General features: G+C 56.5%; 13 protein-coding genes. 10 read left to right on the top strand and 3 right to left on the bottom strand.

Annotated elements, in window-relative coordinates; genetic code table 11:
* The first annotated feature begins 73 nt into the window (after nucleotides 1-73).
* The 10 genes from GH722_15610 to GH722_15565 all read left to right on the top strand — a co-directional run bounded on the left by GH722_15610 (nucleotide 74) and on the right by GH722_15565 (nucleotide 10,474).
* Entirely contained in the window at nucleotides 74-952 is an 879-nt protein-coding gene (locus GH722_15610) for an N-formylglutamate amidohydrolase (GenBank protein MRG73195.1), read from the top strand.
* A complete protein-coding gene (locus GH722_15605; GenBank protein MRG73194.1) occupies nucleotides 952-1,473 on the top strand; it encodes a GNAT family N-acetyltransferase in 522 nt (173 codons plus the stop codon). Before GH722_15610 ends, GH722_15605 begins: the two co-directional genes overlap by 1 nt.
* On the top strand, nucleotides 1,470-2,231 hold the full coding sequence (gene otsB / locus GH722_15600; GenBank protein MRG73193.1) for a trehalose-phosphatase: 762 nt from the start codon (nucleotides 1,470-1,472) through the stop codon (nucleotides 2,229-2,231). The genes GH722_15605 and otsB overlap by 4 nt, the downstream gene beginning before the upstream one ends.
* Before the next feature lie 7 nt (nucleotides 2,232-2,238).
* Nucleotides 2,239-4,023: a glycoside hydrolase family 15 protein gene (locus GH722_15595; GenBank protein MRG73192.1), complete on the top strand. Its 1,785-nt coding sequence runs from the start codon at nucleotides 2,239-2,241 to the stop codon at nucleotides 4,021-4,023.
* 8 nt (nucleotides 4,024-4,031) lie between these two features.
* Nucleotides 4,032-5,399, top strand: a complete 1,368-nt coding sequence (gene otsA, locus GH722_15590) for an alpha,alpha-trehalose-phosphate synthase (UDP-forming) (protein MRG73191.1) — start codon at nucleotides 4,032-4,034, stop codon at nucleotides 5,397-5,399.
* On the top strand, nucleotides 5,400-6,362 hold the full coding sequence (gene glk, locus GH722_15585; GenBank protein ID MRG73190.1) for a glucokinase: 963 nt from the start codon (nucleotides 5,400-5,402) through the stop codon (nucleotides 6,360-6,362).
* 130 nt (nucleotides 6,363-6,492) lie between these two features.
* Complete coding sequence (gene moaA / locus GH722_15580) at nucleotides 6,493-7,482, top strand: GTP 3',8-cyclase MoaA (GenBank protein ID MRG73189.1); 990 nt, start codon at nucleotides 6,493-6,495, stop codon at nucleotides 7,480-7,482.
* 61 nt (nucleotides 7,483-7,543) lie between these two features.
* Nucleotides 7,544-8,527 (top strand): phosphoribosylaminoimidazolesuccinocarboxamide synthase, encoded by a 984-nt coding sequence (locus GH722_15575; protein MRG73188.1) that lies wholly within the window; start codon nucleotides 7,544-7,546, stop codon nucleotides 8,525-8,527.
* 106 nt (nucleotides 8,528-8,633) lie between these two features.
* Entirely contained in the window at nucleotides 8,634-9,401 is a 768-nt protein-coding gene (locus GH722_15570) for an NAD kinase (GenBank protein MRG73187.1), read from the top strand.
* Complete coding sequence (locus tag GH722_15565) at nucleotides 9,398-10,474, top strand: hypothetical protein (GenBank protein ID MRG73186.1); 1,077 nt, start codon at nucleotides 9,398-9,400, stop codon at nucleotides 10,472-10,474. The genes GH722_15570 and GH722_15565 overlap by 4 nt, the downstream gene beginning before the upstream one ends.
* On the opposite strand, the gene GH722_15560 is transcribed toward GH722_15565, so the two are convergent.
* The 3 genes from GH722_15560 to GH722_15550 are packed head-to-tail and all read right to left on the bottom strand — an operon-like array spanning nucleotide 10,452 to nucleotide 12,750.
* Entirely contained in the window at nucleotides 10,452-11,342 is an 891-nt protein-coding gene (locus GH722_15560) for a TIGR01459 family HAD-type hydrolase (GenBank protein MRG73185.1), read from the bottom strand. The two genes, GH722_15565 and GH722_15560, sit on opposite strands and share 23 nt — an antisense overlap.
* A gap of 5 nt (nucleotides 11,343-11,347) precedes the next feature.
* Nucleotides 11,348-12,400: a quinone-dependent dihydroorotate dehydrogenase gene (locus GH722_15555; protein ID MRG73184.1), complete on the bottom strand. Its 1,053-nt coding sequence runs from the start codon at nucleotides 12,398-12,400 to the stop codon at nucleotides 11,348-11,350.
* Nucleotides 12,397-12,750 (bottom strand): DUF952 domain-containing protein, encoded by a 354-nt coding sequence (locus GH722_15550; protein ID MRG73183.1) that lies wholly within the window; start codon nucleotides 12,748-12,750, stop codon nucleotides 12,397-12,399. Before GH722_15550 ends, GH722_15555 begins: the two co-directional genes overlap by 4 nt.
* Nucleotides 12,751-12,813 lie beyond the last annotated feature (63 nt).

Below are 12,813 nucleotides of genomic sequence, written 5' to 3'. Positions count from 1 at the left end.
GAAGCAGGCGCAATCCATGCCGCAATGCACCATTGATGTCGACAGGGCTGCTTTCATCCCTTAAATCGGAGGGATGAATTTTCATGTGCGTCAGGACATTCAACCGGAACGGCCGCTCGAAATTCTGGTGCCTGCCTGTCAGTCTGCACCGGTTGTCTTCTCGTCGCCGCATTCAGGAAACTGTTATCCCGCAAGCTTCATCGCGGACAGTTGCCTTGATCCACATGCCTTGCGCCTGTCCGAAGATTGCTATGTTGATGACCTGTTTGGAAATGCACCAGACTATGGCGCACCGCTCATCAGGGCACTGTTTCCAAGGGCTTATGTCGACGTGAACCGGGAGGAATATGAACTCGACCCGGAAATGTTCGCAGATCCCCTGCCCCCGTATGTGACAACGCGCTCTCCCCGTATATCCGCCGGACTGGGGACAGTTGCACGTATCGTGGCCAGTGGTTCAGAAATATATGGCGACAGAAAACTGTCTTTCGCTGATGCAGAAGACAGGCTGCAAAACTGTTACCGCCCCTATCACAGCGCACTTTCCCGGCTGATAGAAGATACGCGATCCCGTTTTGGGCTTTGCCTGCTGATTGATTGCCATTCCATGCCGTCTCTGCGGAATATCAAGCCGAAACTGGATGTGGTTCTGGGTGACTGTTATGGCAGTGCCTGCCGGTCAGATATTACCGATCTGGCTGAGGGTTATCTGACGGAGGCGGGGCTGACAGTTGGTCGGAACACACCCTATGCCGGTGGTTTCATTACCAGAACCTATGGCCAGCCACAGGACAACATACACAGCCTTCAGATCGAGATAAGTCGCGATCTCTACATGAATGAACGCCGTCTGACCAAACATCCGGATTTCAATCTGATGAAGGGTGTCATGAGCGGCCTGGTAAGTCAGCTTACCAGTTTCGGACAATCGATGACGGTCGCTGCCGCATGATGACAAAGCCTGAAATTCGCCCGGCACGGGAAAGCGATTTTGCCGAGATCACGGCAATATATGCACATCATGTTCGGCACGGTACGGCCAGTTTTGAAGAAACACCGCCATCGGTTCAGGAAATGATGCAACGATGGCAGAAGGTCACCAGCACCGGAAACATCTGGCTGGTTGCCGCCGATAATATCGGGCTGCATGGTTATGCCTACACCACGCCCTTTCATGTGAGACCAGCCTATCGTTTTACAGTCGAGAATGCTGTCTATGTTGCGCATGATGCGACCCGCCGGGGCATTGGCAAAGCCCTGATGGAAGGGCTTGTTGATCATGCCCGGCTTGCCGGGCGACATCGTATGATCGCTGTCATCGGTGACAGCGACAATGCCGGTTCCATCGGGCTTCACGAATTTTTCGGATTCCGGCATATCGGAGTTCTGGAAAAGGTCGGTTACAAGTTTGAACGCTGGATTGATGTCGTGATGATGCAGCTTGACCTTCATCCGGAAGCGAACGCCGGTTGAGTGGATCTTTGAAACCGGCTTCCCTCCCTGCTCCGCCGCAAGTGTCGCCGTCATGGGCGCTGTTTCTGGATGTCGACGGAACACTTGTCGATCTGGCGGATACGCCGGATAAAGCCGCACCCCGGCCGGTACTTCTGCCTGTACTGAAAAACGTGCGTGATCTGCTGGGCGGTGCCCTGGCACTGGTCAGCGGTCGCCCGCTCAGTGGTGTTGATCGTCTGGCGCCACTTTGCGGCCCGGCAGCCGGAATGCATGGCCTTGAACATCGTCGTGCCGATGGCGTGATGATGGATATTGCCCCGCCGACACCCGCACTTCGTGATCTTGCCGACGATCTCCGGACCTTTGAGGCTCGCCATCCCGGCATCATTTGTGAAGACAAGGGACCGACCGTGACCCTGCATTATCGCATGGCGCCGGAACTGGAATCTGCGGCCAGAGACCTTATCTACGCCCACAGGCTGAAGCTTGAACCGGAGTACAAACTTCAGGAAGGCAAGATGATGATTGAAATCAAGCCTGTGGCAGCAACCAAAGGTCAGGCTGTCGATCTGTTCATGCAGGAACCTCCCTTCATTGGCCGCCAACCGGTTTTTGTCGGCGATGACCTTACCGATGAAGATGGCTTCGCGGCCGTGAACAGGCTTGGTGGTTTGTCTGTCTGGGTGTCGGATGCACCGGAAAGCCGTGAGACGGCAGCACAATTTCACCTTGGCGGCGTTGACGATGTGATCGCCTGGCTAGATCAACTTTCATGAGGCACAGATGACACCAGACCTTAATCTCGGGATCATCGGCAACTGCGCTGTCGGTGCATTGATTGACCGGAAAGGTCGTTATGTCTGGGCCTGTCTGCCCCGGCTGGACAGCGATCCGTTCTTTACGGCGCTGATTGATGGCGAAGAGCCTGCTCGTGGTTTCTTTGATGTTGATCTGGAAGGTTTCAGCCATGCGGAACAAAGTTATGATCGCAATACCGCAATCCTGACCACTTGGCTTCATTGCGTAAAAGGGTCGATTGTCGAGATCACTGATCTGGCTCCGCGCTTTCTGAATCACGGCCGGACCTTTCGACCGACCACTTTCCTGCGCCGCATCCGGACCGTGGCCGGTGAGCCGTTTGTCACCATTCGTCTGCGGCCGAACGTCGATTATGGCCGGGGTATTCCTGTCACGACACGTGGCAGCAATCACATCCGCTATGTCGGAACAGATCATGTCATGCGGCTGACCACGAATGCGCCGGTCGCCTATATTCTCGACGAAACCAGTTTTCTGCTGCAGGAACCTCTGGATCTGCTGCTGGGCCCGGACGAAAGCCTGGCTGACCCGCTGGCCGACACCAGCCGGCGCTTCCTTGATGAGACGACGAGGTACTGGCGCAACTGGTCACGCTCCCTTTCGGTTCCGTTTGAATATCAGGACATCGTCATTCGTGCTGCCGTTACCCTGAAACTCTGTGCATTCGAGGAAACCGGTGCTGTGGTTGCTGCTCTGACCACCTCTGTGCCTGAGCATGCGAATAGCGGACGCAACTGGGATTACCGGTTCTGCTGGTTGCGGGATGCCTATTTTGTCGTACAGGCGCTGAATCGCCTCGGTGCGACGAAGACCATGGAAGGTCTCATTACCTATATCAGCAACATCGTGGCACGCACCGGCGGCGGGCATATACAGCCGGTCTACAGCATCACCACCAATCCGAATCTCGAAGAATGGATTACCGACGGCCTGCAGGGATATCGTGGCATGGGCCCTGTCCGGATCGGTAATCAGGCCAGCGAGCATATTCAGAATGACGTTTATGGTCAGGTGATCCTGGTTGCCACCCAGGCATTTTTTGACAGGCGTCTGTTTCTCCCCGACCTCCCTGCCCTGTTTGAACGGCTGGAACTGGCGGGTGAACAGGCATGGTCCCTGTATGACAAGCCTGATGCAGGATTGTGGGAATTCCGTACCATAGCCCAGGTCCATACCTATTCGGCGGCCATGTGCTGGGCCGGATGTGACCGGCTGGCAAAGATCGCCCTGTCCCTTGATCTGGATGACCGCAGTGCCTATTGGCGCCAGCGTGCAGAAATCATGCGTGATCGCATCATGGCAGAATGCTGGAATGCAGAGATCAACAGCTTTGCCGATGCTTTCGGCGGATCAAACGTCGATGCCAGCCTGCTGCAACTGGCTGATATCGGCCTGATCCCGGCAGATGATCCGCGTTTCATTGGTACGGTTGAGGCGGTCGGGCGCGAACTGAAACGCGGCCAGCATGTCTTCCGCTACATCTCAAAAGACGATTTCGGGGAACCGGAGACTGCCTTTAACGTATGTACATTCTGGTACATCGAAGCGCTTTGCGCGATTGGCCGGATGGAAGAAGCCCGTGAACTTTACGATGCCGTGCTGGCAAGCTGTAACCATCTCGGTCTGTTGAGTGAGGATATTGATCCGGCCACCGGCGAGTTGTGGGGTAATTTTCCCCAGACCTATTCAATGGTTGGCATGATTACCTGTGCGACCCTGTTAAGCCGGAGCTGGAAGGAAGCCCTGTGAGTCAAAGACTGGTTGTTGTCTCCAATCGCGTTGCTGTTGCAACCGACAAGAAAGCGCAGACCGGCGGGCTTGCTGTCGCCCTGAACGATGCCCTGCGTGAAAATGGCGGTCTGTGGTTCGGCTGGAGTGGCAAGACCGCCGACCGCACGGCCATGACGCCGGAAATCACAGATGCGGGCAATGTTCGCTATGCCACGCTGGATCTGGGTGAGGATGATTTCGACGATTATTATAACGGCTTTGCCAATCGTGCACTCTGGCCGCTGTTTCATTACCGGCTCGATCTGACCAACTTCACAAACCAGAATCACGCCGGTTACTTCCGCGTCAATTCCATGTTCGCCAGCAAGCTGGCACCAATGATTGAGCCGGATGATCTGATCTGGGTGCATGACTATCACATGATACCGCTGGCCGAGGAATTGCGCCGTGCCGGGATCACCAGCCGTATCGGCTTTTTCCTGCATACCCCCTTCCCGGCTGCAGAAATTCTGACGGCGCTGCCCAGCCATGCCAATCTGGTACGTGGGTTATGTGCCTATGACATTGTCGGATTCCAGACGGTCAACGACCTGCGTTCCTTCCATGACTATATCCTGCATGAAGCCGGGGGCGTCGTTCATCCCAACGGACAGGTTGAAGCTTACGGCCGCAAGCTGATTGCGCGGGTCTATCCCATTGGTATCGATACCGAAGAATTTGCACATGCAGCGCAACAGGCCGGACGTTCCGCCCAGGTAAAGCGTCTGCGCGAAAGTGTTGGTGACCGGACCCTGATGATCGGCGTCGACCGGCTCGATTACAGCAAGGGGCTTGTTGAACGCTTCGACGCATTTTCCCTGATGCTGGAGCGCTATCCCTCAGAGCGCGGGGCCGTCAGCCTGTTACAGATCGCCCCGCCAACCCGTTCGGAAGTTCCAGAATATCAGGAACTACGCCTTGAGCTTGAAACCCATGCCGGTGGGATTAACGGCCGGTTTTCAGAATTTGACTGGATGCCAATCCGCTATCTCAACAAATCCTACAATCGCGATACCCTCGCCGGGTTCTTCCGCGAATGCCGCGTCGGACTGGTTACTCCCCTGCGGGATGGCATGAACCTGGTTGCAAAGGAATATGTTGCCGCCCAGAACCCGCGTGATCCGGGTGTGCTGCTGCTGTCCCGTTTTGCCGGCGCCGCCCGTGAACTGGATGCGGCCCTGATCGTCAATCCCTTCGATCTCGACTCAACGGCAGAAGCCATGGCACGCGCCCTTACCATGCCAATGGAAGAGCGGCTTGAACGCTGGCGCTCCATGATGGAGGTTCTTAAAGGGAATACCCTGTCCGACTGGCGCGACAGCTTTCTCGGGGACCTCAGGTCGGAAACCAGTTAGATGGCCAGTCTGCTTGGTGATATTGGCGGCACGAATGCCCGTTTTGCAATCGGGCTCGCGGACTCTGACAACGACTATGCGCGAACTTATCGCTGCGCTGATTATCGCGACCTCGCAAGTATCATCGACATTTTCCTTTCGACAGTCCCGGAAGAGCTGAAACCTCGAAACGGTGCCATTTGTGTGGCCGGGCCGGTGAAAGGCCCTAAAGCTGAAATGACCAATCTGCCCTGGTCCGTAGACGCTGATCAGCTGCGGGTTCGTTTTGGCCTTGAGTTCTTGTTTCTGGTGAATGACTTCACCGCACAGGCGATGGCCATTCCTCATCTCGACAACGACGATCTGTTCCCTCTGGATTGCCGGAAGCCGCAACCGGGATGCGCGCTGGCTGTTCTGGGACCGGGAACCGGGCTGGGCGTCTCTGCCCTGATACCGACAACGGATGGGCGATGGTCCCCGCTGATGACAGAGGGCGGACATGTCACGATGGCCAGCCGGACAGAATCCGAAGCTCTCGTACTTAATCTGCTGGCCCGGAAATTCGATCATGTCTCTGCCGAGAGAGTCGTGTCCGGACAGGGAATAGAGAACATCTACACAGCCCTGTGTGAGTTAAACGGTGTCCCCGACAGCGCAATGTCGGCCAGAGAGATCGTCGAGGATGTGCTGGCAGGTGACGGCGACATGTCTGCCGAGACAATCAAACTGTTCTGCGGATTTCTTGGCACTGTTGCCTCCAACCTTGCCCTGACCGTCGGCGCTCAGGGTGGTGTGTTTCTTGCCGGAGGTATACTGCCCCGGATGCCCGGAATTATCGCAGCATCAAACTTCCGATGCCGGTTTGAGGACAAAGGCCGTTTCCGGGAGTACCTTTCACCAATACCGGTCCGGATCATCATGCACCCCTATCCGGCTTTTCTGGGACTGACAGCACTCATACGGGACCGCTACAGCCGGAACTAGGGCACTTGACGCCCGGCCGGGCATCGCCATCTAATCAGGATGACCGACAGTTCCGGGCCGATAGCGTTTGTCGGTTGGCTGGTGATCGGTAATATCGACTGAATCAAAAAGAACGCTGCGGAGAGACGTCATGATCGATCCCTTCGGTCGTACAATCAATTATCTGCGCGTGTCGGTCACTGACCGCTGCGATTTTCGCTGTGTCTATTGCATGGCAGAAGACATGACGTTTCTGCCCAAAAAAGAAGTTCTGTCGCTTGAGGAACTTGATCGACTGTACAGCGCTTTCGTTCGTAATGGTGTCGAAAAACTTCGCCTCACGGGTGGTGAACCGCTGGTACGGCGCAACATCATGTGGCTCATCGAACGCATGGGCCGTCATCTGGAAAGCGGTGCGCTGAAAGAACTGACCATCACCACGAACGGCAGCCAGCTTGGGAAATATGCCGAAGATCTCTATCGGTTCGGCATGCGGCGGGTTAATGTTTCCATCGACACGCTCGATCCGGAAAAGTTTGCGGCGATCACCCGCTGGGGCAAGCTCGACAAGGTTCTGGACGGTGTCAGGGCCGCGAAAGATGCCGGACTTGAGGTCAAGATCAATGCGGTAGCGCTGAAAGGCGTCAACGAGGACGAACTGTCAGCCATGACAGGCTGGTGTGGCGAGAACGACCTCGACCTGACCATCATCGAAACCATGCCACTGGGCGAGATCACCGGCGACCGCAATGACCAGTATCTGCCTCTCAGCATGGTACGCGCCGCCCTGAAACAGGACTGGACGCTGAATGCATCGGACCATACGACGGGCGGCCCGGCGAAATATTACACCGTCGCAGAAACCGGCAAGCGGATTGGTTTCATTACCCCGATGACGCATAATTTCTGTGAAAGCTGCAACCGCGTCCGGCTGACCTGCACGGGAACCCTGTATATGTGTCTGGGACAGGACGATGCTGCAGACCTCCGCGAACCTTTGCGCGCCAGTGAGAGCGACGAGGCTCTGGATGCAGCAATTCACGAAGCGATTTCCCGGAAGCCGAAGGGACATGACTTCGTCATCGACCGGCGACGTAAATCACCTGCCGTTTCACGTCATATGAGCGTGACGGGCGGCTGATCCATCCGTTAGAACAGGTTACGGCGTTTAGCCCCTTCCCTTTTTATCCAGGCTGACTGCAATGACCGAAACTGACAATGACACCCTGCTGGCCAACCGGCTGGATGACGGATTTTTTCCGGAACTTCCGAATCACTATCGCGGCAAGGTACGTGATGCCTATGATCTGCCGGATGGTCGCCGTGTCATGATCGCGACAGACCGGCAGTCGGCGTTTGATGTGGTTCTCGCCTCGGTTCCCCTGAAAGGTCAGGTCCTGACGCAGACAGCAAAATTCTGGTTTGAGCAGACTGAAGATATCTGTCCGAACCATGTCATCAGCTTTCCCGACCCGAATGTCACCGTTGCCAAACGGCTTGATATGCTGCCCATTGAAATCGTCGTGCGCGATTATCTGACCGGATCGACGGATACGAGCGTCTGGAAGATGTATGAAGCCGGCAAACGCACCGTATATGGTCATTCTGTGCCTGACGGCTTGCGCAAGAATGACAAGCTTCCGGCGACCATCATCACCCCGACAACCAAAGCCGAAGTCGGAGGTCATGATGCTCCGATCACGGCAGATGAAATTATCTCATCCGGTATTATGTCCGCCGAACGCTGGGATGAATTGTCGCGTATCAGTCTGGCACTGTTTGCCCGCGGGCGCGAAGTTGCTGCAAAACACGGTTTGATTCTGGTCGATACAAAATACGAATTCGGCGTCGATGAAACGGGAGCATTCATTCTGGCCGACGAGGCGCATACACCAGATTCCAGCCGGTACTGGAAGGCCGGAAGCTATGAAAGCCGCCACGCAGCAGGGGAAGAACCCGACAGTCTGGATAAGGAATTTCTGCGACTGTGGATCAGCCAGCGTTGTGATCCCTACACGGAACCGGTTCCTGAAATCCCCGGCCCGACCCTGATCGAATTCAGCTCGCGCTATGTTACCCTGTATGAAACAGTGACCGGCCTGCCCTTCTCGCCTGGTGATATCCGTACTCCGGTTCGTGACCGTATCCGGGCTGCTCTGGCGCGTGAATTTCCGGAATATTTCTGACAGTCTGATACCTGCCTGACTGGTCACCGGATTTATTTTGTACGGACACTGGTGTCATTCAGGACCAGACCGTTATACTGCCCGCCCACAAGTGTCGGAAAGCCGCATGGATTTCAACAAGATCGCGTTCGTCGCCTCCAGCAGCTCCGGGGCCGAACAGGCCCTCGTCCGGCTGAAGGACCGGTATGAGAACGTTGATCCTGCTGATGCTGATGTAATTGTGGCACTTGGCGGCGACGGGCTGATGCTTGAAACCCTGCACCGCTATCTGTCCCGCGACATCCCGATCTATGGCATGAATCGCGGTACCGTTGGTTTTCTCATGAACCGTTATCGGGAAGACAATCTGCTGGAACGGCTGCAGGCATCAGAATCCATTACCCTCAACCCTTTGCTGATGCATACCCGAGATACTGACGGAGTTGAGAATACGGCACGCGCCATCAACGAGGTCTCCCTGCTGCGCCAGACGCGCCAGGCCGCACAGCTGCGCATTTCCGTTGATGACAAGGTCCAGTTAAAGGATCTCATCTGCGACGGCTTTATTGTAGCAACCCCGGCAGGCAGCACGGCCTACAATCTTTCCGCCCACGGTCCGATCATACCGCTTGGGACTTCCCTGCTTGCCCTGACACCGATCAGCGCCTTCCGGCCCCGTCGATGGCGGGGTGCGTTGTTGCCTGACACGGCAAAAGTCACACTCGATATTCTCAATCCGGCAAAGCGGCCTGTTTCTGCTGTCGCCGATTTTACCGAAATCCGGAATGTCGCGAGGGTGGAGATCACCCAGGACCGTGCGACAAGCCTGAATCTGTTATTTGATCCTGAACATAATCTAGAGGATCGCATTATTGCGGAGCAATTTCAGCCATGAAGCTACCTGATTCCCTTCGAGATGGCGCCATGTGGCGTACATGGATTCAGACCGTCTTGATCGGACTCGTCGGCGGGGGTGTTTTTACACTCATGAAAATGCCGCTGGGCTGGATGACCGGATCAATGGTTTTTACCACGATTGCCGCTCTGATGGGGATGCGCGTTGCCTTTCCAAGTGCGCTGCGTAACGGCATGGTTGTCATTCTCGGTCTGATGATCGGGGCAACCTTTACCCCTGAAACGCTGGAGCATGCAACAAACTGGGCCCCGACCCTGCTTGCGGTGGTTATCTTCGCCACTCTGGCGACTGTGCTGGTAATGGCTTATCTGAAAAGTACCGGCAAGTTCCGGCCGATGACGGCCTTTTTCTCCTCTGCTCCCGGCGGTTTTGGAGAAATGGTCATCATTGCGGAATCCTACGGGGCGAATGTCCCGCGTGTGGCGCTGATTCACACCACCCGTGTTTTTATTGTCGTTCTGCTGCTGCCGCTCTGGTTCCGTGTGTTTGAGGGATATGTCCCTCCCAATCTGCTGGTCACGCAAATCGGGGGTACGCTGGAGCTCAATGATGCACTGGTTCTGCTGGCTGCAGGCATCGTCGGTTTCTTCGGCGCCCGCCTGATCCGCATGCCTGCGCCACAGATGACTGGCGCAATGGTTGCATCGATTGTCGTGCATGTGCTCGGCTTTACCGACGCGGCCCCTCCGGGTGTATTGATTGCTTTGGCTCAGTTGGCTCTGGGCTGCTCTGTTGGTGCCAAATTCAGCGGCGTCACCCGCAAAACCGTGGCGGAAACTGTCGGACACGGCATTGTCTCGACAGCTCTGATTCTGCTGATGGCTGTTGCCCTGGCCTGGGCACTGGATGGCTGGATCGGTTATCCGATGATCAGCCTGTTCCTGGCCTTCGCCCCTGGCGGGTTTGCCGAGATGTCCCTGATCAGTCTGTCACTGGGTATCGAGACAGCCTTTATCTCGACCCATCATCTGGCGCGGCTGCTGTTTGTCGTTATCGCCGCGCCGTTGTTCTTCAAGCTGTTCCGCTCGGTTATCGATCCGCCTGCCAAATAAGACCCGGCAAAACATGATCGACCGTTACGCCGAACTCGGTTGCCATCAGGGCAACCGCCTCGGCTTTCGGCTGCTTGCCCGGTTCAATCATCAGGCGTTCGGCATAAATACCACGGGCGACAAAGACGCCCCCGACGCCTGCCGCATTGGCCGCCGCAATATCCGTCCGGAATGAATCCCCCACCATGACGGCGCGGGACTTGTCGACGCCAAGCATACCGACGGCTTCTTCGAGCACGTTGGCGTGCGGCTTGCCGTAATACCGGACCTCACCTCCCATTTCCTCATAGCGGGCTGCAATGGCCCCGGCACAGATTTCCCGCTTACCGCCGCGGATCACTTCCAGATCCGGATTGGCGCAGATTGCCGGGAGGCCGCGTTTCTTCATGTCATCCAGAATGCTCTGATAATCGGCAACAACGGAGTCAGCACTATGGGCGCCGGTAATCATCGCGAAACTGGCCCCATCGGCAGTGGTCCGGCGATTGATGAGGCCACCTTCCAGCATTGTCAGGTCCCGGTCAGGGCCAATATGCAGGCATTCCCGGCCAAGTGAGCGAACAAACTCATCGGACTGATCCCGGATTGCCCGCCAGGCCGCTTCCCCGCTGGACAGCACGTCGTGATAAAGCTCCCGTGGGACACCCAGATGCGTCAGGTGGTCGATGACGGCCTGCACCCGACGTGGCGCATTCGACAGAAACACGGCCCGTTTACCGGCTTTCTGGATCTGCTCCAGACAGTCAATGGCACCCGGATAAGGCTGTACGCCATCATGCATCACGCCCCACAGGTCGAGGACGAATCCGTCAATATCCGGGGCAAGTTCAGACAGCCCGTTAAGCAGTCGGGGATGGGCAGTGTTCATGATGATTAATCCTGTGATTTCGATCCGACAGCGTCAGAAATAGTCGTGAATCCATCCGCTTTCAGACGTTCCGCCAGCACCCGGTTGATTTCCATCACCAGAGGTGGTCCCGCATACACGAGAGCGGTGTAAAGCTGTACGAGGGACGCACCCGCACAAATGCGTTCATAAGCATCCTGACCGCTGGAAATGCCGCCAACCCCGACCAGCGGAATGGCAGACCCAAGAAGGCGCCGCATGTCTTTCAGGGTTTGCAGGGCAAGACTGGTCAGTGGTTTGCCGGACAGCCCACCGGTTTGGGTCTTGTTGCTGTCACGCAGCGTCTCCGGTCGGGTGATGGTTGTATTGCTGATAATCAGTCCGTCGATGCCGCCCGCCTGAACCGCCGCTGCGATATCGGCCTTGTCGTTATCTTCCAGGTCCGGTGCAATTTTGACCAGAACCGCCGGCCCGCCGGTTTTCGGCAGGGCATCACGAACAGCCGCGACAATGGCGTTCAGTTCAGCGGCGCTTTGCAAGGCCCGCAGCCCCGGCGTGTTTGGTGAGGAAACATTGACCACCATGTAATCAGCATGTCCGCCGAGTTCCCGCGCACCGATGGCATAATCGGCTGCGGCATCCGCGCTGTCCTTGTTCTTGCCAAGATTGACACCAAGGATACCGGCACCGCGGTTGCGGGCGTTCAGCCGTTTCAGAACGGCTGGCACCCCTTCGTTATTGAATCCCATCCGGTTGATGACCGCACCGTCTTCTGTCAGACGGAACAGCCGTGGCTTCGGGTTCCCGGTCTGTGGGCGGGGTGTCACGCTGCCGATTTCGACAAAACCAAAGCCCAGACGCAACATGGCATCCGGTACTTCCGCATTCTTGTCGAACCCGGCAGCCAGTCCGACGGGTGACGGAAAGTCGAGGCCGAATATATTTTGCTTTAGTGACGGCGCAGGTTTTTCATCGGCTTTTCCGCCAAAGCCCATCTTCAGGCCGGCAATGGTCAGCCGGTGTGCCGGTTCAGCGGGTAGCTGCCGGGCCAGTGCAACCATCATGGATTGAATGCTCATGACCCCATCGTTTCCGGAAAGACATGTCGTCCGTCATCACCAATCGGCAGCGGGTCAGCACGGTTGACCGCTGCCACAGGCAACTCACCATAGAGATGCGGGAAAAGCTGTCCGCCCCGTGATGGCTCCCACTTCAGGGCATCGCCCAGCTTGGTCGCATCGACTGTCAGCAACAGCAGGCCCGTCTGTCCGGCCCGGTGCTTTGCGGCGCTTTCGACAATCTGTGTGGCGGTCGAAAAATGAATGAACCCGTCAGCCGCATCCTGCGACGACCCGGGATACCGGCCTGTTGTCTGAGCGGACTGCCACTCTTCCTGTCGGCACATGTGATAGATGATCTGATCGGTCATGGCGGCAAATTAGCCGAGCAGCCGACCTTGTCAAAGCGCATCAGCATTACATTGCCTGCCCTG

It is taken from the genome of Alphaproteobacteria bacterium HT1-32 (assembly GCA_009649675.1).
In the GTDB taxonomy this organism is placed as follows: Bacteria; Pseudomonadota; Alphaproteobacteria; order Rhodospirillales; family HT1-32; genus HT1-32.
This window is presented reverse-complemented; position numbering and strand designations above follow the sequence as displayed.